This is a genomic window from Micromonospora inyonensis, assembly GCF_900091415.1.
GTDB lineage: Bacteria > Actinomycetota > Actinomycetes > Mycobacteriales > Micromonosporaceae > Micromonospora > Micromonospora inyonensis.
In genome coordinates this window covers 2684279-2709645 of record NZ_FMHU01000001.1, presented here as the reverse complement: position 1 = coordinate 2709645, position 25367 = coordinate 2684279, and the positions used below count along the sequence as shown (strand labels likewise).

Sequence of the window (25367 nt, the reverse complement as noted above, 5' to 3'; positions counted from 1 at the left end):
CCTCCCCGACGCACCAGCGCCCGTCAGGCGGAACGGTAGCGCGGGAAGGCACCCGCACCGGCGTACCGCGCCGCGTCCGCCAGCTCCTCCTCGATCCGGAGGAGCTGGTTGTACTTCGCCACCCGGTCCGAGCGGGCCGGGGCACCGGTCTTGATCTGGCCGCAGCCGGTGGCCACCGCCAGGTCGGCGATGGTGGTGTCCTCGGTCTCGCCGGAGCGGTGGCTCATCATGCACCGGAAACCGGCCCGGTGGGCCAGGTCCACCGCGTCGAGGGTCTCGGTGAGCGAGCCGATCTGGTTGACCTTCACGAGCACCGCGTTCGCCGCCTTCTCGGCGATGCCCCGGGCGATGCGCTGCGGGTTGGTGACGAACAGGTCGTCGCCGACGATCTGGACCCGGTCGCCGAGCGCGGCGGTCAGGGTGGCCCAGCCGGTCCAGTCGTCCTCGGCCAGCGGGTCCTCGATCGACACGATCGGGTAGTCACCGGCGAGCTTGGTGTAGTAGTTGCTCATCTCCTCGGCGCTCTTCGGCGAGCCCTCGAAGGTGTAGGTGCCGTTGTCGAAGAACTCCGTCGCGGCCACGTCCAGGGCGAAGACGATGTCGGTGCCGAGCCGGTAGCCGGCCTTCTCGACCGCCTCGGCGATCAGGTCCAGCGCGGCGGCGTTGGTGGGCAGGTTCGGCGCGAAGCCGCCCTCGTCGCCGAGGCCGGTGGAGAGGCCCTGCTTCTTGAGCACGGACTTGAGCGCGTGGTAGACCTCCGCGCCCGAGCGCACCGCCTCACGGAAGCTGGGCGCCCCGATCGGGGCGATCATGAACTCCTGGACGTCGACGTTCGAGTCGGCGTGCGCGCCACCGTTGAGGATGTTCATCATCGGCACCGGCAGCAGGTGCGCGTTCGGGCCGCCCAGGTAGCGGAAGAGGCTCAGCTCGGCGCTGCCGGCCGCCGCCTTGGCCACCGCGAGCGAGACGCCGAGGATGGCGTTCGCGCCCAGCTCGGACTTGTTGTCCGTGCCGTCGATGTCCAGCATCTTCTGGTCGATCAGCCGCTGCTCGCTGGCCTCGTAGCCGACGAGCTGGTCGACGATCTTGTCCTCGATGTTCGCGACCGCCTTCTCGACACCCTTGCCCAGGTAGCGGTCGGAGTCACCGTCGCGCAGCTCGATCGCCTCGAAGGCGCCGGTGGAGGCGCCGGAGGGCACCGCGGCGCGGGCCACCGTGCCGTCGTCCAGGCCGACCTCGACCTCGACGGTCGGGTTGCCCCGCGAGTCGAGAATCTCCCGGGCGACGATTCCCTCGATGGTTGCCACTGAGTCGCTCCTCGTTGTTCGTGTGAGAGTGTCCGGTCCGGTAAGGCCGCGACGGTGCGGCTGAGGCAGACGTTGAACGCAGCGTATCGGGCGACGCTCGTGGGCACCGCGTCGCCCGTGTACCACCGGTGGCGGTTCCGACGGACATTCCCGGATTCTCACGACTCAACCGGCAACCGGTTTGCGATCGGTGGACCCGATCGGCAAGGCTGAGCATCATGCCCGCCGCCTCGACTGTTCTTCGCGTGCTCGCCGTACCGGTCATCGCGTCGTTCACCGTCACGGGTTGCCAGGCCCTCGACGACACCGGACGCGTGATCGGCCGGGGCGACCTCGTCAACGAACTGGCCGCCCGGCTGGACAGCGCGCACGAGTTGACCTACTCCGCCGAGTACCAGCTTCCCGGCGGTCGCACCGTGTCGATCGCCCAGTCCCAGGACCCGGTCCGCACCGCCTACACGTACCCCGGTGGCAAGATCAGCGTCAACGCCGAGTCCCTCGCCACCTGCCAGACCACCGGCAAGCCGGTGTGCACCCTCACCCTGCCGCCGACCCCGGCCAGCCGTCCCTCGGTCGCCGTCTACACCGAGGCCGAGCGGCAGGGCATGGTCACCCCGCCGGCGGTCATGGGGCTGCTGACCACCGCCGCCCTCGACCCGGACGCGGTGATCGAGCAGAGCGACACCACGCTGGCCGGGCACCCGGCCACCTGCGTCGACGTCCGCTCCGCCGAGGTGTCCCCGTTCACCGCGTGCGTGACCAGCGACGGTGTGCTCGGCAGTTTCACCGGCGCGGTCGACGGCAAGCCGACCGAGCTGGCCTTGAGCAGCATCCGCGACTCCGTCGACGGCGCCGCCTTCGACCTGCCGCCCGGCGCGGGCGTGGTCGACCGCCGCCCCGGCAAGGCCTGACGCTTCGTACGGTCCGGTGCCGGCGGTACGGCGTGCGCCTCACACCCCGAGCAGGGTGCGCAGGTGGCGCGGGGGCGGGCAGTCGTGGGCGAGCATCGCGTCGTGCCACCACCGTACCGGCACCTGCGCCGGACGGGCCGCGCCGATCTCCGCGATCTCGGCGTAGCCGACGAAGTACGTCGAGAGCTGCGTCGAGGTGAGCAGCGCCCGCCGCCACTTGCCGGCCGCCTCCCCCTCCTCCTGGAAGCCCCGGCCGGTCATCAGCGCCATCGCCTCGGCCTCGGGCAGCTCCTCGCAGTGTGTCAACTGGTCGAGCAGCGCGTTGATGGTCATCCGCAGCTGCATCTTGAGCTGCTGCAAGCGCACCGGCAGGCCACCGAAGCCGGCGGTGGCCATCAGCTCCTCGGCGTAGACCGCCCAGCCCTCGACGAACGGCCCGGAGCGGGCCAATGCCCGTACCCGGGTGGTGCCGGCGTACCGCCGCGCGTGGGCGAGCTGGAGGAAGTGTCCGGGCATCGCCTCGTGCACGGTCAGGTTGCGGATCATGTGGTCGTTGTACTCGCGGTAGAACGACGCCACCCGGTGCGCCGGCCAGTCCGCCGGGGTCGGCGCGATGCAGTAGAACGTAGGCAGGTCCGCCGTCTCCAGCCCGCCGGGCGAGTCGCAGTACGCCACCGCCACGCCCCGGGCGAACTCCGGCATCTCCTGGATCACGCACGGGTCGTCGACCAGGGAGACCAGGTCGTGCGCCCGGACGAAGTCGGTGGCCTCGTCGAGCGTGACCGAGGCCAGGTCGACGATGGTGTGGTCGTCCGGGTGCTCGGCGGCGAGCAGGTCCAGCGCCCGGCGTACCGTCTCGTCGTCGGCCGGACCACCGACCAGCTCGACGGCGGCCACGCGGATCTCCTCGGTCACCCGCTCCAGGTTGGCCCAGGCGCGGCGCAGCACCTCGGCGGCGGGCAGCTCGGTGTCCAGGGTGTGCCAGAGCCGGGCCTCCCAGCGACGGCGGCCGAGCCGGGGGTCCGGGCCGGGCCCGTCGTCGGCGGCCAGCCCGGCCCGCAGCCAGTCGGCGAACTCCGCCAGCGCGGCGACCGCCGCCCGCGCCGTCGGTTCCACCCGGTCGCCGAGCGCCGGGGCCTGCGCCAGCAGCGCGGGCACCTCGTGGCGCACCAGCGCCGCCGTACCGGTGAACTGCCCGACCGCCGTCTCGGCGTGGATGCGCGGCAGGTCGCGCAGCGTCGCGCGCGCGGTCGCCAGGGCGTCGGGTACGGCCGCCAGCCGCCCGGCCAGGTGGGTCAGCCGCACCTCGACCGGGGCGTACGGGCGGGACAGCAGGGCGTGCAGCAGTAGGCCGGGGTTGTGCCGCAGCGGGTCCCACTCGTGCGTCCGGATCTCGGTCGACTCGAAGAGTTCCCGGTCGACCAGGGCGGTGAGCAGGGCGTGGTCGACCGACTCCTCGACCGGGAGGGAGTCCGCGTCCACCTCGGCGAGCGCGTGCGCCGCCTCCCGCAGCATCACCCGGTCGGCGGCGACGGCGTCGGCGGACCAGTCGGGCAACCGGTCGTCGTAGCGGTGGTCCCCCGCTGCGGAGGCCAGCTCCGGACGGCTCTCCAGCAACGCGTCGACGATCCGCTCGGCCCGCTCGGTGAACATCCCCCGACCCTAGCCGCCCCACCACCCGGCCGCTGCCGCACGTGGTGTCGCCCGGGGGCCTCGGGGATGACGCCGGTCAGGAAGCGGGGGGTTCGGCGGCGCGGATGGTGGCGGCGTGGGCGAGGGTGGCGCGGCGGAGGGCGGCCTCCGGGTCCAGGCCGGCGGCGCGGGCCTCGGCGACGATCCGCAGCAGCTCCGCGCCGAGGCGGGTCTCCGGGTCGGCGTTCTCGGCCGGCTCGCCGGGCGGCACGGCCAGGCCGATCCGCCCGGCGCGCTCCAGGATCTTGGCGGCCAGGGCGAGGGCCGGCTGGCTCATGGCGATGCCGTCCAGCACCGAGTCCCGGGCCTTCTCGGCCCGCTTGATCCGCTCCCAGCTGGCGGTGATCTCCTCCAGGGTGCCCGCCTCGGCCCCGGCGAAGACGTGCGGGTTGCGGCGGATCATCTTGTCGACCAGGCCACCGGCTACGTCGTCGATGCTCCACCGCTCGCCGTCGGGCAGTTCCTCCGCGAGCCGGGCGTGCAGCACCACCTGGAGCAGCACGTCACCCAGTTCCTCGCGGAGCGCGTCGGTGTCCCCCGCGACGATCGCGTCGTACGCCTCGTAGCACTCCTCCAGCAGGAAGCCGGAGAGGCTGCGGTGGGTCTGCGCCCGCTTCCACGGATCCCCGCCCGGCGAGGCGAGCCGGTCCATCACCTCGACGGCGTCCAGCAGCCGCGCGCCCGGCGGGTCCCACGAGCCGTACATCAGCTCCAACTCGGCCAGGCCCGGCTCCCGGGCCAGGCGCAGGCCCAACTCGCGGGCGAGCGTCTCGTCGCCGGCCGGGCCGGCCAGCCAGACCACCGTGCCGTGCCGGGCCGCCGCGTCGAGCAGCGCCGGGGTGGCCGCCGCGTCGACCACGGTGACCTCGGCGCCCGCCGTCCGCAGCGCCGTGGTCGCCTCGCTCTCCGCCCCGGTCAGGACCGGATGCGCGCGTACGACGTCCCAGGCCGCGGCGGTCAACAGCCCGGCCGGCAGCCGGGGCGAGGTGACCAGCAGCACGATCCGCCCGGTCATCGGCTGCTCCGGGCGGTCGTGCGGGTTGCGGCGGTCGTGCGGGTTGCGGCGGTCGTGCGCGTTGCGGCGGTCATGCTCAGGCGTCGTCGGCCACCGCGTCGGAGCCGGTCTCGCCCAGCGGCACGCTGACCGCCGCGACGTTGCCGGCGAAGCTGAGCACCGGGAAGGAGAGCGGACGGTAACGCGGGTTGACCGTGACGTCGTACCCCTCGACCGCCTCGGCGAGCGCGTTGCGGGTGGCCAACGCGCTGCGCAGCTGCTGCCCGTCGAGCTGGGTCGCCGCCTGCTCGACGGTCACCTCCTCGGGGATGGCACCGGCCTTCTTGCCCGCCTTGACCAGGTCGACCATCTCCTGCTCGGTCGGCGCGACCGGCTGCCCGGACGGCATCCCGGAGAGGCAGGTGTAGAGCTCCGCCACCCGCTGCGGGTACGTCGTGTCCGTCGGGTAGCCGAGCTGCTGGCTGACCTGCTCGACCGGTACCTGGTTCTGCGGGCGGTAGCCCTTGTCGGCGGAGAGCCGCTGGCAGACCTGGCCGAGGACCAGGGTGCTGACCACCTCGCTCCGGCCGGGCAGGCGCTGCTCGGGGGCGCCCGGCTGACCGGCGGGCTGGTCCGTGGCCGGCCGCTGCGGGGTCGACGCGGCGGCGTCGTCCCGCAGCTCGTCCAGGATGCGGGTCACCGCGTCCTCGGTGATCCGCTGGTCGCCGACATAGGCGGCGACCCCGGGCTCGGAACGACAACCGGAGAGGGCGACGAGGCCGACCGCCACGCTGGCGACGGCGACAAGACGGCGAGCACGCATGACGGTCACTCTCTCACGCCCCGCCCCCCGGCCGCGCCCGCCCCCGCCGGGCCGGCGGACGCGCCGGCCGGGGGGCCGAGGACATCGGCGAGGAGCTGGGCGCACCACTCCAGGAGGGCCTGGTCGCGCAGCGGCTCGCCACCGACCCGGCGGGTGCTGGGCCTCGGGACGCTGACCTGGTCGAGGGCGGACTTGTAGACCGAGTCCGGGTGGTACCGCTTGAGCCGCAGCTGCTTGGAGTCGGGCAGCGGCAGCGGGCCGAACCGGATGTGCTTGCCCTGCATGCTGACGTCGGTCAGGCCGTAGCGGCGGGCCAGCAGCCGGAACCTCGCCACCGCGATCAGGTTCTGCACCGGGGCCGGCGGCTCGCCGTACCGGTCGGTCATCTCGGCGGCCACCTCACGCAGCCGCTCGGAGTCGCGCGCCTCGGCGAGCTTGCGGTACATCTCCAGGCGCAGCCGCTCCACGCCGACGTAGTCGTGCGGCAGGTGCGCGTCGACCGGCAGGTCGATCTTGACGTCGGTCTCCTCCTCCGGGCGCTCGCCCTTGAACGCCTGCACCGCCTCGCCGACCATCCGGACGTACAGGTCGAAGCCGACCCCCTCGATGTGGCCGGACTGCTCGCCGCCGAGCAGGTTGCCCGCGCCCCGGATCTCCAGGTCCTTCATCGCCACGTACATGCCCGCACCCAGTTCGGTGTGCTGGGCGATGGTGGCCAGCCGCTCGTGGGCGTGTTCGGTCAGCGGCTTCTCCGGCGGGTAGAGGAAGTACGCGTACGCCCGCTCCCGGCCCCGGCCGACCCGGCCCCGGATCTGGTGCAGCTGGGCCAGGCCGAGCAGGTCGGCCCGCTCCACGATCAGCGTGTTCGCGTTCGGGATGTCGATGCCGGACTCCACGATCGTCGTGCAGACCAGGACGTCGAACTCCTTCTCCCAGAAGCCGACCATGACCTTCTCCAGGGCGTCCTCGCCCATCTGGCCGTGCGCCACCGCGACCCGGGCCTCGGGCACCATCTCCCGGATCCGCCGGGCCGCCTTGTCGATCGACTCGACCCGGTTGTGCAGGTAGAACACCTGACCGTCGCGGAGCAGCTCACGGTGGATCGAGGCGGCCACCTGCCGCTCGTCGAACGCCCCGACGAAGGTGAGCACCGGGTGCCGCTCCTCCGGGGGCGTGGCGATGGTGGACATCTCCCGGATGCCGGTGATCGCCATCTCCAGGGTCCGCGGGATCGGGGTGGCCGACATGCTGAGCACGTCCACCGAGGCGCGCAGCGACTTCAGGTGCTCCTTGTGCTCGACGCCGAACCGCTGCTCCTCGTCGACGATCACCAGGCCGAGGGACTTGAACCGGGTCGCCGCGGAGAGCAGCCGGTGGGTGCCGATCACGATGTCGGCGCTCCCCTCGGTGACCATCTCCATGGTCCGTTCGGCCTCCTTCGGCGTCTGGAAGCGGGAGAGCTGCCGGATCTCGACCGGGAACTGGCTCATCCGCTCGGCGAAGGTGTTGTAGTGCTGCTGGGCCAGGAGCGTGGTCGGCACCAGTACGGCCACCTGCTTGCCGTCCTGCACCGCCTTGAACGCCGCCCGTACCGCGATCTCGGTCTTGCCGTAGCCGACGTCGCCGCAGATCAGCCGGTCCATCGGGACGGTCTGCTCCATGTCCCGCTTGACCTCCTCGATGGCGGCGAGCTGGTCGGGGGTCTCCTGCCAGGGGAAGGCGTCCTCCAGCTCCCGCTGCCACGGGGTGTCCGGCCCGAACGCGTGCCCCCGGGACGCCTTGCGGGCGGCGTAGAGCTGGATGAGCTGTGCGGCGATCTCCTTGACCGCCTTACGGGCGCGGGCCTTGGACTTCTGCCAGTCCGCGCCGCCCATCTTGTGCAGGGCCGGCTGCTCGCCGCCGACGTACCGGGAGAGCTGGTCGAGCTGGTCGGTCGGGACGAAGAGCCGGTCGCCGGGCTGTCCGCGCTTGCTCGGGGCGTACTCGATGACCAGGTATTCCCGGGACGCGCCGTTGACCGTCCGCTGCACCAGCTCGACGTAGCGGCCGATGCCGTGCTGCTCGTGCACGACGTGGTCGCCGGCCTTCAGCTCCAGCGGGTCGATGGTGTTGCGCCGCCTACTGGGCAGCTTGCGCATGTCCCGGGTGGAGGTGCCCCGGCCACCGGTGACGTCGTCGCCGGTGAGCAGGACGAAGCGGGACGCCTCGTCGACGAAGCCCTGGCTGAGCGAGCCGCAGGTGACCAGCAGCTCACCCGGGGCGGGGGCGGTCGGCACCTCCTCGGTGAGCCGGGCACCCAGGCCGGCGTCCCGGAGCACCTCGACGGCCCGCTGGGCGGGGCCGTGCCCCTCGAAGACCAGCGCGATCGACCAGCCCTCGCCGGCCCAGCGCTTGAGGTCGTCGACCAGCCGGGGCGTCTCGCCGTGGTAGAGCGGGGCCGGCTGCGCGGCCAGGGTCACCGCGATGGCGTCGTCCGGGGTGACGTCGACCTCGGCCGGCTCGTCCTCCCAGGGCTGGCGCGCCGGCGCGCCGTCGGACTCGACCAGGCCGAACGGCGACAGCGTCCACCAGGGCTGGCCCAGGGCGGCAGCGGCCGAGCGTACCTCGGCCAGGGTCTTGAAGGCGGCGGCGCCGAGGTCGACCGGGGCCCGGCCCCCGACGGCGGCCGCGGCCCAGCTGGCCTGGAGGAACTCGTCGGAGGTACGCACCAGGTCGTGCGCGCGGGTGCGGATCCGCTCCGGGTCGCAGAGCAGGACGTGCGTGCCGGCCGGCATGCAGTGCAGCAGCAGTTCCATCGAGTCGGGTCCGACCAGCTCCGGCGCGAGCGACTCCATACCCTCGACCGGCATGCCCTCGGCCAGCTTGTCGAGGATCTCGGCCAGCTCGGGATGCTCGACCGCCAGGGCGGCGGCCCGCTTCCGCACCGCCGGCGTGAGCAGCAGCTCCCGGCAGGGCGGGGCCCACAGTCGCGGGGACGCCTCGATGGTGCGCTGGTCGGCGACGGCGAAGGTACGGATCTCCTCCACCTCGTCGCCCCAGAACTCGACCCGGGACGGGTGCTCGTCGGTGGGCGGGAAGACGTCGAGGATGCCACCGCGTACGGCGAACTCGCCCCGCTTGGTGACCAGGTCGACCCGCGCGTACGCCAGGTCGGCGAGCCGCCGGGCGACGCCCTCCAGATCCGCCTCCCCGCCGGGCGCGAGCTGCACCGGTTCCAGGTCGCCGAGGCCCTTGAGCTGTGGTTGCAGCAGCGACCGGACGGGCGCGACGACCACCCGCAACGGCCCGCTGCCACCGTGCGCGTCGACGGCGTCCGGGTGGGCGAGCCGGCGCAGCACCGCCAGCCGGCGGCCGACCGTGTCGGAGCGGGGCGAAAGCCGCTCGTGCGGCAGCGTCTCCCAGGAGGGGAAGACGGCCACCTGGGTGGACGGGAGGAGGCTGCCCAGCGCGGCGGCCAGGTCGTCGGCCTCCCGGGTGGTGGCGGTGACGGCGAGCACCGGGCGCCCGGCCCCGCCCTGCGGCCCGGCCGCGTCGGCGGCCACGGCGGCCACCGCGAACGGGCGCAGGGCCGGCGGGGCGGTGAGGTCGAGTCCGTCGGCCTGCGCGGCCCCGGAGCGCGCCAGGTCACGTGCCCGGGCCAGCCCCGGGTCGGTCAGGGCGGCGGAGAAGAGGCCGGTGAGCATGTGAACCACTTCCAGTGAGTGTCGCCGGAGGAGCACGCCCGGTGGGCTGCTGGCACACGAACAGGTACCCCGAGTCCGGCCGGACGGGGGGTGTACGAATGCCAGCCTATCTCGCGGTACGAACGATTTGACCGGTGCCGGCGCCACCGTCCCCGGGGAGGATCGGCGCCGCAGACGTGCCACGACGCCCCGCGTCGACGGGCGTCCCGAGCCGCCCGCGCGGGCCGGACCGGGCCACACGAGGGGGTACGGGGCAGCCGCGGTCGGTCGCGCCGACCCCGGCCGGGCCGACCCGTCGTACGCTGGGCGCCCGTGTCCCGCCCGACAGCTGGAGCAACCCGGTGACCACCCCTCCTCCGCCCGGCCACCCGCCGCAGCCTCCCTACGGCCAGCCCCCGTACGGCCACGTGCCACAGCCACCGTACGGCCAGCCGTCGCCGGGATACCCGCAGCCCGGACCCCCGCAGCCCGGATACCCGGTGGGGCATCCGGGTTATCCGCCCCCGCCGGCCCCGACGGCCAAGCGCATTCCGGAGGACCAACCCTTCGTGGTCCGCCCCAGCGTCGCCAAGCGGGGTCTGGTCATGGGCGCGGTCGCGCTGGTCCTGCTCAGCCCGATCATCTGCCTCGCCGGCCTCGGCCTGGCGGGCTCCACCGACCCGGACATGCGCGCCAACGCCGCCCTCGGCATCGTCGGCATCTTCGTCTGCCTGCTCGCCGCGATCGGCCTGCCGCTCGGGATCCAACTGTGGCTGATCGCCTCGGGTGGCCCGGTGCTGGCCCTGAGCCCGGCCGGGCTGTGGATCCGGACGCGGCCGACCCGTGGCCAGGCGGTCTGGGTGCCCTGGGAGGCGGTCGGGCAGATCCGTCGCCGCCGGTGGAGCCTGGAGAAGATGCTGGTCGTCCAGCTCCGGGATCCGCGTATGTTGCAGAACCTCGGGGCGTACACCGCGCTGGACAGCAGCATGTTGAACGCCTTCTACGGCTCCGGTCTGGTGTCGACGCTGAACTTCGCGGACCGTTCGGAGCAGGAGATCGTGGCGGCAGTGACCCACTACAGCGCCGGCCGCTGCCCCATCACCCTCTGACCGCCCCGGGTCGGAGAAGCCGCCACGGATTGCGGCAAGTCGGGGCCACCTCGACACCGGACACCCCAACTTGCCGCAATCAGGAAGTGGATCAAAGGGCGGCCGGATCAGGGTCGGTCGGCGGGTTTCATGCGGCGACGATCGCCGGCCAAGGCCCCAGTTTGCGGACCAGCCGGCCGGCGAGGTGGGCCAGCGCCCGGGACTGAACCAGGTCGAGCGGCCACCGTTCCACATGCTCACCGGCGGAGAGTTCGAGCAGCAGGCCGGTGGGCGGGGTCGGACCGACATCCATTCGCCACAGACCGAGCCGCGCCTGGATCACCTCGTCGCCGCTAACCGCCGTCCCGACCAAACGGGACAGGTGCAGGTCACTCGACGCAGCACAGTCAGGGCCGGGCAGGCACCAGGGCGGATGGTCGGAACTGGATAGGTTGGTCATGGGCCGGGGCTCCTTCCCGGTCAAGGCCCGGGGATCGGAGCTCCACCTCCGCCCCGGGCCGTTTCTGTCTGTACGAGCAACCTGCCACGGCCACCCACCAAAACCTATGACGACCTGTCATGCCAGGTCAAGCCTTGATCTCGCATTTCATTGACGCTTTGCCGGCACACGTGATCACATGGGCAGTACCTGCCACGGAAGTTCACCCATGACTGCCTATACGAAGAAGCAAAAGCTCATCGATGCGCTGACCGAGCGGATCGAGTCAGGCGAGTACCCCCCGGGCAGCAAGCTGCCCTCGGGCACCGAGCTCTGCGCCGAGTTCACGGTGTCCCGCCAGGTCGTACGCTCCGCCGTCGACTGGCTCAAGGCGCGGGGACTCGTCGACGGCGCGCCCGGTGCCGGCGTGTTCGTCCGGGAGCGGGCCAGCCCGTAGCCGACCGCACGACCCCGACCCGTTCGCCGATGTCGGGGTGTCCGGTCAAGTGGACACCCCGACATCGGCGAACCGGAATGGATCAAGCCCGGCGTGGCGGGCGGGGAGCCGGCCCAGGGCGGGCGGAGTCAGTAGCGGACGGTGATGCGGCGCGTCACGGCGTCGACGCGCACCTGCCCGCCGTACGGGACGATCAGCTGCGGGTCGGTGTGGCCGAGGTCGACGTCGAAGACGACCACGGCGTCCGGGGCGTACTCGCGCAACGCGCGGGTGACGGCCGCCCGCTGCGCCTCGGCGTACCCGTGGCGCTGCTCGACGGTGTGCGGGCGGGCGAAGTCCCACGCCTTGGCCCGGCCGACCAGGACGGCGGGGAAGCTGGCGAGCAGGCCCCGCTCCCCCAGGTTGCGCAGCATCCGGTACACCTCGACGGCCGACGGCAGCTCCTCCGAGGTCTCCACCAGGAACACCGAGCCGGCCAGTTCGGCGGCCGGGGCGATCCGGTCGGCGGCGGCCAACCAGTGCAGGATCTCCAGGTTGCCGCCCCAGGCCGGCCCCTCGACGGCGCGCTGCGGCCCCTCCCACGTCCAGCCGGTGCCCGGGAGCATCGGCGGCTCGGTGTCCAGCGTCGACGGGTCGTTCCAGTCGAGGGGCTGGTCACCCCACTGCCGGGGCGGACGTAGCTCGTACCAGCCGGTGGTGAACAGCGCGGCGCGCAGCGACTCCATGGTCAGCGGATGCGCCGCGCCGGGGCGGCCGAGGTGCACCAGCACCGACCCGCCGTGGTACGCGACGATGCCGATCCGGTGCAGGTGGTTGAGCAGGTTGGTGTTGTCCGAGTAGCCGAAGTAGGGCTTCGGGTTGGCCCGCAGCACCGCGTCGTCCAGGTGCGGCGTGACGGTGAGCTGGTCGTCGCCGCCCACCGTGGCGAGCACCGCCGTGACCGACGGGTCGGCGAAGGCGGCGGTGAGGTCCCGGGCCCGATCCCGGGGGTCGGTGTCCATGACCCGGGTGGTCGGGTACTCGACCGGTTCCAGCCCCAACTCCTTCCGCAGCCGGCGCAGACCGAGTTCGTACACGTGCGGGAAGATCGCCGGCAGGCCGGCGGACGGGGAGACCACCGCGACCCGGTCCCCGGGGCGTGGTTTGGGCGGGTACGTGCGGTCGACCATGGTCCGACGCTATCGGCCGCCCCAACCGGTTTTCCTCCTCGCCGCAGCACAGCTGGGGATTCCCACGCAATGAGCCACATCTCAGGGCCGCTCCCCCCGCCGGGAGGTGGCGCGGATACGATCCAGGGAGTCGGACAGCGCAGTCCTTCGTCCTCACGTAAGGAGCGCAACCCGTGACCGACCAGCACGACCACGACGGGCCCGACGCCGCGCTGCGCGCCGACATCCGCCGCCTGGGGACCCTGCTCGGGCAGACCCTGGCCCGGCAGGAGGGGCGCCCGCTGCTCGACCTGGTCGAGGAGATCCGCGCCCTGGTCCGCACCGACGCGGAGGTCGCCGCGCACCGCCTCGGCGGCCTCGACGTGACCACCGGCACCAAGCTGGCGCGGGCCTTCTCCACCTACTTCCACCTGGCCAACATCACCGAGCAGGTGCACCGGGCGCGGGACCTGCGCCGCCGCCGCGCCGTGCAGGGCGGCTGGCTGGACCAGGCCGCCACGATGATCTCCGAGCGGGGCGTGCCGGCGGAGGAGATCGCCGGGGCAGCCCGCCGCCTCGCGGTCCGGCCGGTCTTCACCGCCCACCCGACCGAGGCGGCCCGCCGCTCGATCCTGTCCAAGCTCCGGGCCATCGCCGACGAACTGGACGCCGAGACGGCCAACGCGATCCTCTACGGCGCGAGCGACGAGGGGCCGGCGAACCGCCGCCTCGCCGAACTGCTCGACCTGATGTGGCAGACCGACGAGCTGCGGCTGGACCGGCCGGATCCCACCGACGAGGCGCGTAACGCCATCTACTACCTGCGCGACCTCTACGCCGAGGCCGCACCGCAGGTCCTCGACGACCTGGCCGACACCCTGCGCACCCTGGGGGTGGAGACCTCGCCGACCGCCCGGCCGCTGACCTTCGGCACCTGGATCGGCGGCGACCGGGACGGCAATCCGTTCGTCACCCCGGCGGTGACCCGCGAGGTGCTGGTCATCCAGCACGAGCACGGCATCGCCGCCACCGAGCGGGCGATGGACCACCTGATCAACGAGGTGTCGGTCTCCCGCCGGCTGCGCGGCGTCTCGCTCGACCTGTCCGCGAGCCTCGCCACCGACCTCGACGCGCTGCCCGAGGTGGCCGCCCGGTTCCGCCGGGTCAACGCCGAGGAGCCGTACCGGCTCAAGGCCCGGTGCGTGAAGGCGAAGCTGGCCAACACCCGGCAGCGGCTGCGCCAGGGCACCCCGCACGTGCCGGGGCGGGACTACCAGGGCTCCGCCGAGCTGGTCGCCGACCTGGAACTGCTGCGCGCCTCGCTGGCCCGCAACTCCGGGCAGCTCACCGCCGTGGGGCGGCTCGCCTCGACGATCCGGACCGTCTCGGCGTTCGGCCTGCACCTGGCGACGATGGACATCCGCGAGCACGCCGAGGCGCACCACGCGGTGCTCGCCCAGCTCTACAAGGCCGTCGGCGAGGTGGACGACTACCCGTCGCTGACCCGGCTGGAGCGGACGAAGCTCCTCGCCGACGAGCTGACCGGCCGCCGGCCGCTCTCCACGGCGGACACCCCGCTGACCGAGGCGGCCCGGAAGACCTTCGACGTCTTCGGCGCGGTCCGGGAGGCACAGGACCGGTTCGGACACGAGGTCATCGAGTCGTACATCGTCTCGATGACCCTCGGCGTGGACGACGTGCTCGCCGCCGTGGTGCTGGCCCGCGAGGCGGGTCTGGTCGACGCGCACAGCGGGCGGGCACGGATCGGCTTCGTACCGCTGCTGGAGACCCCGGCCGAGCTGAACGCCGGTGGCGAACTCCTCGACGAGCTGCTGTCACTGCCCGCGTACCGGCAGCTGGTGGCGGCCCGCGACGACGTGCAGGAGGTGATGCTCGGCTACTCCGACTCCAACAAGGAGGCCGGCATCACCACCAGCCAGTGGTCGATCCACCGGGCGCAGCGGGCGCTGCGGGACGTGGCCGCCCGGCACGGCGTGCACCTGCGGCTGTTCCACGGCCGGGGCGGCACGGTCGGCCGGGGCGGCGGCCCCACCCACGAGGCGATCCTGGCCCAGCCGTACGGCACGCTGGACGGCGCGATCAAGGTCACCGAGCAGGGCGAGGTCATCTCCGACAAGTACACCCTGCCCTCGCTGGCCCGGGAGAACCTGGAGCTGACCCTGGCCGCCGTGCTCCAGGCGACGCTGCTGCACACAGCGCCCCGGCAGCCGGCCGAGATGCTGGAACGCTGGGACGCGGCGATGGACGTGGTCTCCGGGTCGGCGTACCGCAGCTACCGGTCCCTCGTGGAGGACCCGGACCTGCCGGCGTACTTCTGGGCATCGACCCCGACCGAGCTGCTCGGTGCGTTGAACATCGGTTCCCGGCCGGCGAAGCGGCCGAACACCGGCGCGGGCCTGGCCGGACTGCGGGCGATTCCCTGGGTGTTCGGCTGGACGCAGACCCGGCAGATCGTTCCCGGCTGGTTCGGGGTCGGTTCCGGGCTGGCTGCCGCCCGCGAGGCGGGGCTGGCCGACGTGCTCGCCGAGATGCACCGCAACTGGCACTTCTTCCGCACGTTCCTGTCGAACGTCGAGATGATGCTGACCAAGACCGACCTGACCATCGCCCGCCGGTACGTCGAGACCCTGGTCCCCGAGCAACTGCACCCGATCTTCCACAAGATCGAGCAGGAGTACGAGCTGACCCGGCAGGAGGTGCTGGGGGTGACCGGCTCGCCCGCCCTGCTGGAGAACTCCCCGGTGCTCCAGCGCACCCTGGCCGTGCGGGACACCTACCTCGAACCGCTGCACCACCTCCAGGTGGCGCTGCTGCGGCAGTACCGCGACTCCGGGGCGGCCGGGCGGGCGGTGGCCACCGCGCCGGGCGGGCGGCGGGCTCCCAGCGACGGTACGGCGCTGGAGCGCGCCCTGCTCACCACGGTGAACGGCATCGCCGCCGGGATGCGCAACACCGGCTGACGGGTTGGTCGTACCAGCACTGCTGGGTTGGTGGCAGGGGGCCCTTCCTACCGCTTCTTGAGGAGGAGGGGTCCCCTGCTACCACTGCCGCGCGCCGTCGGCGGCCTGCCCTGGTCCGGGGTCGAGGCCGAGCGCCGTACGCGCGGCCCGGACGTGGGCGGGCCCTTCCAGGGCGGTCTCCCGGGCGAGCTGGTACTGCCGGACCGTACGGGCCTGCTCCAACTGGCCGCCGGCCGCGTTGTACCGCTCGGCGGCGTCCACCAGCGCCTGACGGACCGCCGGGGCGTCGCCGTGCAGGTTCACCACCTGGGCGCCGAGGAAGACCAGGGTGTCCATGGCCCGAACGTACCCCTGCTCGTCACGCCGTACCCGTTTTGGCAAGCTCGGGGGATGGACTTCTCGACGCTGGCCGTGGTGGTGGTCTGCCTCGGTGCCGGCGGCGCGGTCGGCTGGTTCGCCGCGCGGGCCCGCGCGGCGGCGGAGATCGCCCGACTGGACGCCACCCTGACCGCCGCCCGGGAGGGCGAGGGCCGGCTGGAGCAGTCGATGCGGGCGTTGAACTACGAGGCGACCGCCCAGTCGCAGGAGGCGGTGGCGCGGGCGGTCGCGCCGCTGCACGAGACCCTGCGCCGCTACGAGTCCCGGGTGACCGAACTGGAACGGGACCGGGTCGACGCCTACGCCGAACTGCGCGAGCAGGTGCGCGCCATGGGGGTGGTCTCCGGTGAGCTGCGTACCGAGACCAAGCAGCTGGTGGCGGCGCTGCGCGCGCCCCAGGTGCGCGGGCGGTGGGGCGAGCACCAGCTCCGCCGGATCGTCGAGGCCGCCGGCATGCTGGAGCACTGCGACTTCTCCGAACAGGTCACCGCCACCAGCGACGACCGGCAGGTCCGCCCCGACCTGGTGGTCCGGTTGCACGGTGGGCGGTCGGTGGTGGTGGACGCCAAGGCCCCCTTCGACGCGTACCTGACCGCGATGGAGGCGCGGGACGACCGGGAGCGCAACGCGCGTCTGCGGGCGCACGCGAAGCACCTTCGGGCGCACGTGGACGCGTTGGCGGCCAAGTCCTACTGGACGGCGTTCGACGACACCCCGGAGTTCGTGGTGCTGTTCGTGCCGGCCGATCCGTTCCTGGACGTGGCGTTGCAGCACGACCCGACGCTGCTGGAGCACGCGTTCGGGCGCAACGTGGTGCTGGCGACCCCGGCCACCCTGGTGGCGCTGCTGCGGACGGTGGCGTACTCGTGGCGGCAGGAGGCGTTGGCCCGCAACGCGGTGGCGGTGCACGCCCTGGCCCGGGAGCTGTACGGCCGGCTGTCCACGCTGGGCGACCACGTCGGCCGGCTCGGCAACTCGCTGGGCGCGGCGGTGACCGCGTACAACCGGGCGGTCGGCTCGCTGGAGGCGCGGGTGCTGGTCAGTGCCCGCAAGCTGGCCGAGCTGGGGGTCTCCGACCGGGAGATTCCGCCGCCCGCCCAGGTGGAGCTGGCACCCCGCCAGCCGCAGGCCCCGGAGCTGGTCGAGTCCGCCGGTCCGGCGTCCACTTCGTCCGTTCGGCCCACTACCATCGACGACTAGCACTTTCGCCGTGACGGGGTGGACCGAATCACGTCACGAGGTGGTCACAACCTACTTCGGAGTAGTGACATCGACTCCCACCACCACGAAAGATCACGCTCACGAGTGCTCTGCATCGCAGAGCCCTGTTCTCTGGAGGAAAGAGAACGTGAGTAGACCCCGCAACCTGAGCCGGCGTACCTCCGCCGCGCTCGTCGCGTCCGTCGTGGCGGCCGGCGCCATGACCGGGGCGGGTGGTGCAGCCACCGCGAGTGCCACTCCCTCCGCGCCCGACGCCGCTCCGGCTACCGCCACCGAGACGCTGGGCTCGCACGACGCCAAGCTCCTGGCCGAGGCCGAGGCCAAGAAGGCCCCCACCGTCACCATGATCGTCGCCACCGACAAGGGTGAGGCGAAGAAGGTCGCCGACGGCGTGGAGAAGCTGGGCGGCGCGGTCAGCCAGCGCTTCGACAGCATCGGCTACGTCCTGGCCAAGGTCCCCACCGACAAGGCGCTCAAGGCGGCCCGGCTGCCCGGTGTCGCCGCGGTGGACCTCGACGAGACCATCCCGCTGCCCGACCCGACCCCCGAGGCGGCCCCGGCCGGCAGCCGGTCTGCCGTCCAGGGGACGACCCTCAGCGGCCCCGGCGCGGGCACCGGCGCGGTAAACCCGTACATGCCGACCAACGAGACCGGCGCCGAGAAGTTCAAGGCCAGCAACCCGCAGTGGGACGGCCGTGGCGTCACCATCGGCATCATGGACTCCGGTGTGGACCTCGACCACCCGGCGCTCCAGCAGACCACCACCGGCGAGCGCAAGATCGTCGACTGGGTGACCGCGACCGACCCGCTGGAGGACGCCAGCTGGCGGGCCATGCTCACCGAGGTGACCGGCCCGACGTTCACCGTCGGCACCGCCACCTTCAAGGCCCCGGCCGGCACCTACCGGTTCAACCGGTTCAGCGAGTCGATCACCCGGACCAGCGACCCGGCGGGTGACATCAACCGCGACGGCGACACCACCGACACCTTCGGCATCCTGTACGACCCGGTGACCCACGACATCTGGGTGGACGCCGACCAGGACAACGACTTCACCGACGAGGCCCTGATGCGGCCGTACAAGGAGAAGTTCGACGTCGGCCGCTTCGGCACCGACAACCCGGCGACCCCGGTCCGCGAGCAGATCCCGTTCGTGGTCGAGTACCGCGAGGACGTCGACACCACTCCGGTGGGCGGCCCCGGCCTGGTCGACTACGTCAGCATCGGCATCGTCGAGAGCACCCACGGCACGCACGTCGCCGGCATCACCGCCGCCAACGACATGCTCGGCAACACCGCCTTCGACGGTGCGGCCCCCGGCGCGAAGCTGGTCTCCGCCCGCGCCTGCTCGTGGGGTGGCGGCTGCACCTTCGCCGCCCTGACCACCGGCATGGCCGACCTGGTGATCAACCGCAAGGTCGACGTGGTCAACATGTCGATCGGTGGTCTGCCGGCCCTGAACGACGGCTCGAACGCCCGCGCGGTGCTCTACAACCAGCTGATCGAGGTCTACGGCGTCCAGCTCGTCATCTCGGCCGGCAACTCCGGACCGGGCGTGAACACGGTCGGCGACCCGTCGGTGGCCACCAACGTGATCAGCACCGCGGCCAGCATCAGCAAGGACACCTGGCTGGCCAACTACGGCTCGGTGGTGCGGAAGAAGAACGCCCTGTTCAACTTCTCGTCCCGTGGCCCGCGCGAGGACGGCGGTCTCAAGCCGCAGGTCGCCGCGCCGGGCTCGGCCATCTCCACCGCCCCGACCTGGCAGGCCGGCAGCCCGGTCGCCGAGGCCGGCTACCCGCTGCCCCCGGGCTACGCGATGCTGAACGGCACCTCGATGGCGGCCCCGCAGGCCGCCGGTGCCACCGCGCTGCTGCTGTCCGCCGCCAAGGCGACCGGCACCGGTGTCACTCCGGCCGCGCTGCGCCGCGCGCTGTACACCTCGGCCAAGCCGATCGCGGACGTCCCGACGTACGCGCAGGGCTACGGCATGGTCAACGTGCCGGGTGCGTGGAGCCTGCTCCGCAAGGGCGTGGAGACCCGTTCCTACACCTCCGAGGCGGCGGTCTGCACCGAGCTGTCGGACTTCCTGACGAAGTACGACGCCGCGCTGGGCCAGTTCGTGCCGAACCCGGACCAGGGCGTCGGTGTCTTCAACCGGTGCGCCTCGAACCAGGGCGGCCAGAAGGTCGGGCAGAGCCGGACCTACCCGGTCAAGATCACCCGTACCAGCGGCCCGGCCGGTTCGATCCGGCACACCGTCGAGCTGCGCGGCAACGACGGCACCTTCAAGGCGCCGGCGTCCGTCTCGCTGCCGCTGAACAAGACCGTCACGGTCAACGTCACCGCCAAGGCGACCACCGCCGGGACGCACGGCGCGATCATGACGATCGACGACCCGGCAACCAGTGTCGTCGACTTCGAGGTCTCCACCGTGGTGGTCGCCTCGAACGACGTGACGGCCCCGGACTTCGCCTACTCGGCCGAGGGCTCCGTGGACCGGAACGGCTTCACCTCGTACTTCGTGACCGTTCCCCCGGGCACGGGTGCGCTCCAGGTGAACCTCTCCGGTATCGCCACCGGTTCGCAGACCCGGTTCATCGCCTTCAACCCGTACGGCGTGCCGGTCGACAGCACCTCCAGCCTCGGCTGCTACACCAACTTCTCCGACGCCGCCGCCTGCAAGCCGCAGGAGCGGGACTACCAGAACCCGATCGCCGGGGTCTGGGAGATCGAGGTGGAGTCGCGGCGGACCTCGCCGACCCTGAACAACCCGTTCAAGCTCGACGTGCGCGTCCAGGGCGTCAAGGTGGAGCCGGCCGTCGTCGAACTGCCGTCGGTCACCGCCGGCCAGCCGACCCAGGTGACCTGGTCGCTGACCAACACCTTCGGCCCGGTCTCGGTCTCCGGCCGCGGTGGCCCGCTCTCCAGCGTCAACGCCGCGCGTCCGACGATCGCTGAGGGTGCCGCGCAGGAGTACACCGTCGAGGTGCCGGCCGGTGCGACCACCTTCACCGCCCGGATCGGCAACACGGCCGAGGTCGGCGCCGACCTCGACCTGTACGTCTTCCGTGGGGCCACCGAGGTCGGCCGGGCGGCCGACGGTGACTCCGAGGAGGCGGTGACCATCGCCAACCCGCCGGCGGGCACCTACCGGGTGGTCGTCGAGGGCTACGCGGTAAACGGCCCCGGCTCCAGCACCGCGTACGACTACCGGGACTCGTTCTCGGCGGCGGCGCTGGGCACCCTGTCCGCCCCGACCACGGCGACCCCGATGCCGCACGGTGCCACCGCCAGCCTCACCGGCACGGTGACCGCGGCGTCGACCCCGCAGGCGGGCCGGTCGCTCTTCGGTGAGCTGGCCGTGGTGACCAGTGAGGGCGCGGTCGTCGGCCGTGGCTCGGTCTCCATCGGCGCGGTGAACTGATCCGTCCCTGAGTACCACCGGAGCCCGTCCCCGCCTCGCGGGGACGGGCTCCACCCTTTGTGGCGCTCGATCCGGACCGGCGCGGGATCAGGCCCGCTTGACGCTGTCCACCAGGAACGGCGTGCCCTGCTGACAGGTGGTCATCAGGTCGGGCTGGACCCGGCCGGTGACGGTGAGCTTGGCGCCCGACTTGATCATGTCGCGCGGGCCACCGACGAGGAGATACTCGCCGAGCAGCAGGCACCCCGGCTCGACCCCGGAGGTGACGGTTCCGGTGATGGTCGCGCCGCCCGGAGCGGAGGACGCGCCGGGGCCGCCCGGCGGCCACTCGGTCGGCTGGCGCTCGGTCGGCGGTTTGCCCGCGGGCGGAGGCGCGACCGGATCGGCAGTCCCGTCGGGTGGAGTGGTCACCGGCGCTCCCGTCTGGCTCGGGCTGGCGGCGGTGCCGCCATCCTGGTTACCGCTGCCGTCCTGGCCGGCGCAGGCGCCCAGCGCCAGGCAGGCGACCAGGACCGGCAGCGCGATCCGATACGTCTTCATACGCCTCAGACGCAGCGGGCCCCGGATCCGTTCCGACCCGGTCCGCCCCGGCCCGTCAGCCGCGGGCACCCGCCGCGGCGGCGCGCATGTCCCGCTTCAGCTCCTGGGGGAGGGAGAAGGTCAGTCGCTCGTTGGCGGTGACGACCTCCTCCACCTCGGCGAAACCCCGGACGGCGAGGTGGGCCAGCACGTCCCGCACCAGCTCGTCCGGGACGCTCGCGCCGGAGGTGAGGCCGACCGTACGGGCCTCGGCCAGCCAGGCGTCGTCGATCTCGGAGGCGAAGTCGACGAGGTACCCGGCGCGGGCCCCCGCGTCCACCGCGACCTCGACCAGACGGACCGAGTTCGAGGAGTTGCGCGAGCCGACCACGATCACCACGTCGCACTGCGGCGCGATCTCCTTGACCACCTGCTGGCGGTTGGAGGTGGCGTAGCAGATGTCGTCGCTCGGCGGGGACTGGAGCATCGGCAGCCGCTTGCGCAGGCGGGCCACCGTCTCCATCGTCTCGTCCACCGACAGCGTGGTCTGGGAGAGCCAGACGACCTTGTTCGGGTCGCGCACGGTCACCCGGTCGGCGTCCTCGGGGCCGTCCACGAGTTGGATGTGGGCGGGTGCCTCTCCGGTGGTGCCGACGACCTCCTCGTGCCCCTCGTGTCCGATCAGGAGGATGTCGTAGTCCTCGGCGGCGAACCGCTTCGCCTCGTGGTGGACCTTGGTGACCAGGGGGCAGGTCGCGTCGATGGCCTTGAGCGACCGGGCGCGGGCCTGCTCGTGCACCTCGGGGGCGACGCCGTGCGCGGAGAAGATGACGGTGGCCCCCTCGGGGACCTCCTCGTTCTCCTCCACGAAGATCGCGCCCTTGGCCTCCAACGTCCGGACCACGTGCTTGTTGTGCACGATCTGCTTGCGTACGTAGATCGGCGCACCGTAGAGCTTGAGCGCCTCCTCGACGGTCTGCACCGCGCGGTCGACGCCGGCGCAGTAGCCACGGGGCTTCGCCAGGAGCACGCGCTTGCCGGTCTGGGGAGTCGCCTGAACCTCGGTCACCCGCCCATCGTACGTGCCCCCGGCAGGGGCGCACCCCGTGCGGCGGCCACCGCCACCGCGACGGCACACCCGCCGGGCACAGGCGCACAGCGGTGGGTGGGGTGGGGCTTAGGGTGGGTGCGTGAGTGGTGGGAGTGCCGGGAACGGGAGCGGCGAGGGTGGCGGGCCGCCCCGGAGCACCGCCGAGGAGCCGTGGCCGGTCCGGGTGGTCAGCCAGAAGGTCGGGGCCTGGATCGCGCGGCTCGGCTGGGTCTGGGTCGACGGGCAGGTGGCGCAGATCAGCCGGCGGCCGGGTGCCTCCACCGTCTTCCTCACCCTGCGTGACCCGTCGGCCGACCTGAGCCTCACCGTCACCACCAACCGGGACGTGCTCGACGCGGGGGCGCCGGAGCTGCGCGAGGGCGCCCGGGTGGTGCTGCACGCCAAGCCGGAGTTCTACGCCGCCCGGGGGACGCTCAGCCTCCGCGCCGACGAGATCCGCCAGGTCGGCCTGGGCGAGCTGCTGGCCCGATTGGAGAAGCTCAAGAAGCTGCTCGCCGCCGAGGGGCTCTTCGACCGGGCGCGCAAGCGCCGGCTGCCGTTCCTGCCCGGCCGGATCGGGCTGATCACCGGCCGGGCGTCGGCCGCCGAACGCGACGTGCTGACCAACGCCCGCCGCCGGTGGCCGGCGGTGGACTTCCGTACGGTGAACGTCGCGGTGCAGGGGCCGGGCGCGGTGCCGCAGATCGTGGACGCGCTGAAGGTGCTCGACACCGACCCGTCGGTCGACGTGATCGTCATCGCCCGGGGCGGCGGCAGCATCGAGGACCTGCTGCCCTTCTCCGACGAGGCGCTCTGCCGGGCGGTCTTCGGCTGCCGTACGCCGGTGGTCAGCGCGATCGGCCACGAGACCGACGCCCCGCTGCTGGACTACGTCGCCGACGTGCGGGCCTCCACCCCGACCGACGCCGCCAAGCGGGTGGTTCCCGACCTGGCCGAAGAGGTACGCCTCATCCGGCAGGCCCGGCACCGGCTGGAACGTGCGGTGCGCAACCTCGTCGACCGCGAGTCGCACCGGATCGACCTGCTCCGCTCCCGCCCGGTGCTGGCCCGCCCGCAGGTCATGGTCGACCTGCGGGCCGCCGACCTGGCCGCCCTGCGCGCCCGGACCGGCCGCTGCCTGGACCACCGGCTCGGCACCGCCGAGAACGACCTGCGGCACACCCTGGCCCGGCTGCGGGCCCTCTCCCCCGCCGCCACCCTGGACCGTGGCTACGCGATCGTGCAGCGTGCGGACGGGCACGTCGTCCGGGCGGCGGCCGAGGTGGCCCCCGGCGACCCGCTGCGGGTACGGCTCGCCGCCGGTGAACTCGCCGCGACGGTGGACGGCTGAGCCGCGTGTGGTGGGATGGCAGGCGATGACTGCGGAGAAGAACCCCGAGAAGCTCAGCTACGAGCAGGCCCGCGCCGAACTGGCCTCGGTGGTGGAACGGCTGGAGGCCGGCGGCACGTCGCTGGAGGAGTCGCTGGCGCTCTGGGAACGGGGCGAGCGGCTCGCCGAGATCTGCCAGCACTGGCTGGACGGCGCCCGCGCGCGCATCGACGCCGCCCGGCAGGACGCCGACGCCTGAAACGGGTGCGGGGCGGACCACGTCCGCCCCGCACCCGAGTGTGGACTACTTGAACATCTTGTACACGTCCTCGGACGCCTCGACGACCTGGTCCGCCGGCGGCTTCTGCACCGCGGTGGTCGTGCCGTAGTCGGCGTAGGTGACGACCAGGTTCTGCGCCGGGGCGCTCCCGGCAGCCGGGACCTCCAGGCCCAGCTCGACCAGGCGGCCCTGGGCGTCGAGCTTGGCGGTGAACGGCAGCGCCGATGCCTTGCCGGCGAGGGCCTTCAGCACGTCGGCGTCGAGGATTTCCGAGTCGGTGGCCTTGGTGGCGTCGATGGTGCCCGCGTAGAGTCCGTCGCCGGTCTTGCGGACCTCGGTGATCGCCTTGGTCAGCGCCTCGCTGCCCGCCGGGTCGACGTCGTTGAAGTCGAACTCCAACTGGTCGATGCCCTTGATCCGGGAGCGGTCGAGGTGCTGGTACTTGCCGGAGGTGGCCTGCTTCGGCATGGCGGTGGCCATCGACCCACCGAACTGGATCATGACCCAGGCGTCGGTGTCGATGAAGACCAGGTGCATCTCCATGGTGAGGTCGGCCGAGGCGGCGTCGCCACCGGTCATCGACATCTCGGCGCTCTTGGTCGGCGCGTGCACCTTGCCGGTGCCGTTCAGCTCGCCACCGTTGATGGTGAAGCTGAAGTTGCCCTTGCTGATCTCCTTGGTCGAGGCGAGCAGCGCCTCCTTCGCGTCCGAGGGGATCGCCGAGGTGGCCGCGGAACTGCTGGCGGTCGGCGCGGCCGACTCGGTGCCGTCGGACTTGCAGGCGGTGAGGCCGGGTACGAGCAGGGAGGCGGCGAGGACGCCGGCGCTCCACCGTCGAATCTTCACGTGGACGTCTCCAGTTGTCGTCCGGCGCGACCCGGCGCCGGAATGGGGGGATGCCGGGAAACGGGATGCCCGTCTGGGAGTGTGTACCCAGTCCGGCGCGCACCCTACCGTACGGCGTCGGCCAGCTCGCGTAGTTCGTTCTCGGTCGCGTCCCCCACCACGATCACCGTCCGGGCCGGTTCCAGGAGCACCAGGGCACGTTCGTTGCCCCGGGCGGTGTAGCGCTGCCAGCTCCGGCCGTCCAGGTCGAGCGCGCCCTGCGGCTGGCTACGGTCGGTGAGTTCCTGGGGCAGGAGCCGTTCCACCGGCACGTTGCTCTGCACGAGCTGGACCCCGCGCCCCTCCGGCGTCAGGTAGCCCAGGCGCAGGCTCGCTCCCTGGTCGGTCTGCTGGAACCGGGCCGTGGTGGTCCGCCAGCCGGAGCCGAGACCGGCCGGCTCGACCACCGGGAAGGCGTTCGCCGACCGGGCCTGCTCGACGGCGGGGGCCGGGTCGACGACGGTCGGCGCCTCGCCGCCGAGGAAACCCCGGTAGAAGGCGAGCAGCAGGGCGATCGGCACGAGCAGCACCAGCAGCGAGATCGCCATGTCCTTCGGGGAACGCTCCGAACGCGCCGCCCGCCCGCTCGCGGGCACCGGGGGCACCGGGGGCTGTCCCTGCGGTGGCGTCGTCGTCCCGGGTGGGGTCAGCGGCGGCTGGCCGTCCGGCGGGGTCGAATCGGCGGGTACGCGCTCTGCGGGCTCCACCCCCCTATCTTCGCAGCCGCCGGGTTGG

General features: G+C 72.7%; 19 protein-coding genes and 1 pseudogene. 8 read left to right on the top strand and 12 right to left on the bottom strand.

Annotated features, from left to right (window positions below):
- Positions 1–23: 23 nt before the first annotated feature.
- Positions 24–1307: a phosphopyruvate hydratase gene (gene eno, locus GA0074694_RS12225; protein WP_091457185.1), complete on the bottom strand. Its 1284-nt coding sequence runs from the start codon at positions 1305–1307 to the stop codon at positions 24–26.
- A gap of 218 nt (positions 1308–1525) precedes the next feature.
- On the opposite strand from eno, the gene GA0074694_RS12220 reads away from it, so the two are divergent.
- Positions 1526–2218, top strand: coding sequence for a hypothetical protein (locus GA0074694_RS12220; RefSeq protein WP_091457181.1), 693 nt, complete (start codon positions 1526–1528; stop codon positions 2216–2218).
- 39 nt (positions 2219–2257) lie between these two features.
- On the opposite strand, the gene GA0074694_RS12215 is transcribed toward GA0074694_RS12220, so the two are convergent.
- The 4 genes from GA0074694_RS12215 to mfd all read right to left on the bottom strand — a co-directional run bounded on the left by GA0074694_RS12215 (position 2258) and on the right by mfd (position 9410).
- Positions 2258–3871 (bottom strand): DUF885 domain-containing protein, encoded by a 1614-nt coding sequence (locus GA0074694_RS12215; protein WP_091457177.1) that lies wholly within the window; start codon positions 3869–3871, stop codon positions 2258–2260.
- A 76-nt stretch (positions 3872–3947) separates the two neighbouring features.
- Entirely contained in the window at positions 3948–4925 is a 978-nt protein-coding gene (locus tag GA0074694_RS12210) for a nucleoside triphosphate pyrophosphohydrolase (protein ID WP_091457173.1), read from the bottom strand.
- 76 nt (positions 4926–5001) lie between these two features.
- Entirely contained in the window at positions 5002–5727 is a 726-nt protein-coding gene (locus GA0074694_RS12205) for a hypothetical protein (protein WP_091459034.1), read from the bottom strand.
- A 5-nt stretch (positions 5728–5732) separates the two neighbouring features.
- Positions 5733–9410 (bottom strand): transcription-repair coupling factor, encoded by a 3678-nt coding sequence (gene mfd, locus GA0074694_RS12200; protein WP_091457170.1) that lies wholly within the window; start codon positions 9408–9410, stop codon positions 5733–5735.
- Between the two features lie 479 nt (positions 9411–9889).
- Here mfd and GA0074694_RS31590 point away from each other — a divergent pair, with 479 nt between their 5' ends.
- On the top strand, positions 9890–10498 hold the full coding sequence (locus GA0074694_RS31590; RefSeq protein WP_176737880.1) for a hypothetical protein: 609 nt from the start codon (positions 9890–9892) through the stop codon (positions 10496–10498).
- Positions 10499–10625: 127 nt separating this feature from the next.
- On the opposite strand, the gene GA0074694_RS30885 is transcribed toward GA0074694_RS31590, so the two are convergent.
- Positions 10626–10937, bottom strand: a complete 312-nt coding sequence (locus GA0074694_RS30885; protein ID WP_141714062.1) for a hypothetical protein — start codon at positions 10935–10937, stop codon at positions 10626–10628.
- Between the two features lie 208 nt (positions 10938–11145).
- Here GA0074694_RS30885 and GA0074694_RS12190 point away from each other — a divergent pair, with 208 nt between their 5' ends.
- On the top strand, positions 11146–11373 hold the full coding sequence (locus tag GA0074694_RS12190; protein WP_091457163.1) for a winged helix-turn-helix domain-containing protein: 228 nt from the start codon (positions 11146–11148) through the stop codon (positions 11371–11373).
- A 128-nt stretch (positions 11374–11501) separates the two neighbouring features.
- On the opposite strand, the gene GA0074694_RS12185 is transcribed toward GA0074694_RS12190, so the two are convergent.
- Entirely contained in the window at positions 11502–12542 is a 1041-nt protein-coding gene (locus GA0074694_RS12185; protein ID WP_091457159.1) for a S66 family peptidase, read from the bottom strand.
- 173 nt (positions 12543–12715) lie between these two features.
- Here GA0074694_RS12185 and ppc point away from each other — a divergent pair, with 173 nt between their 5' ends.
- Positions 12716–15502 (top strand): phosphoenolpyruvate carboxylase, encoded by a 2787-nt coding sequence (gene ppc / locus GA0074694_RS12180; protein ID WP_091457156.1) that lies wholly within the window; start codon positions 12716–12718, stop codon positions 15500–15502.
- Positions 15503–15613: 111 nt separating this feature from the next.
- Here ppc and GA0074694_RS12175 read toward each other — a convergent pair.
- Positions 15614–15820 (bottom strand): annotated as a pseudogene (locus GA0074694_RS12175) (hypothetical protein); the annotation flags it as partial.
- 72 nt (positions 15821–15892) lie between these two features.
- Here GA0074694_RS12175 and GA0074694_RS12170 point away from each other — a divergent pair.
- Positions 15893–17080 (top strand): DNA recombination protein RmuC, encoded by a 1188-nt coding sequence (locus GA0074694_RS12170; RefSeq protein ID WP_091457153.1) that lies wholly within the window; start codon positions 15893–15895, stop codon positions 17078–17080.
- A gap of 148 nt (positions 17081–17228) precedes the next feature.
- Positions 17229–20528 (top strand): S8 family serine peptidase, encoded by a 3300-nt coding sequence (locus GA0074694_RS12165; protein ID WP_091457149.1) that lies wholly within the window; start codon positions 17229–17231, stop codon positions 20526–20528.
- An 87-nt stretch (positions 20529–20615) separates the two neighbouring features.
- Here the strand turns inward: GA0074694_RS12165 and GA0074694_RS12160 are convergent, their stop codons facing one another.
- Together GA0074694_RS12160 and GA0074694_RS12155 are read right to left on the bottom strand one after the other, a co-directional pair.
- Complete coding sequence (locus GA0074694_RS12160) at positions 20616–21068, bottom strand: hypothetical protein (RefSeq protein WP_091457146.1); 453 nt, start codon at positions 21066–21068, stop codon at positions 20616–20618.
- Positions 21069–21123: 55 nt separating this feature from the next.
- The gene (locus GA0074694_RS12155) at positions 21124–22116 is read right to left on the bottom strand and encodes a 4-hydroxy-3-methylbut-2-enyl diphosphate reductase (RefSeq protein WP_091457142.1); all 993 of its coding nucleotides are present in this window, start codon (positions 22114–22116) and stop codon (positions 21124–21126) included.
- 121 nt (positions 22117–22237) lie between these two features.
- Between GA0074694_RS12155 and xseA the strand changes: the two genes are divergently transcribed.
- Together xseA and GA0074694_RS12145 are read left to right on the top strand one after the other, a co-directional pair.
- Complete coding sequence (gene xseA, locus GA0074694_RS12150) at positions 22238–23488, top strand: exodeoxyribonuclease VII large subunit (RefSeq protein ID WP_091457139.1); 1251 nt, start codon at positions 22238–22240, stop codon at positions 23486–23488.
- 25 nt (positions 23489–23513) lie between these two features.
- Entirely contained in the window at positions 23514–23726 is a 213-nt protein-coding gene (locus GA0074694_RS12145) for an exodeoxyribonuclease VII small subunit (protein WP_091457137.1), read from the top strand.
- A 45-nt stretch (positions 23727–23771) separates the two neighbouring features.
- Here GA0074694_RS12145 and GA0074694_RS12140 read toward each other — a convergent pair whose 3' ends face one another.
- Both GA0074694_RS12140 and GA0074694_RS12135 read right to left on the bottom strand, forming a co-directional pair.
- Positions 23772–24593, bottom strand: coding sequence for a hypothetical protein (locus tag GA0074694_RS12140; protein WP_091457134.1), 822 nt, complete (start codon positions 24591–24593; stop codon positions 23772–23774).
- A 104-nt stretch (positions 24594–24697) separates the two neighbouring features.
- On the bottom strand, positions 24698–25339 hold the full coding sequence (locus GA0074694_RS12135) for a DUF4245 domain-containing protein (protein ID WP_091457127.1): 642 nt from the start codon (positions 25337–25339) through the stop codon (positions 24698–24700).
- Positions 25340–25367: the final 28 nt, after the last annotated feature.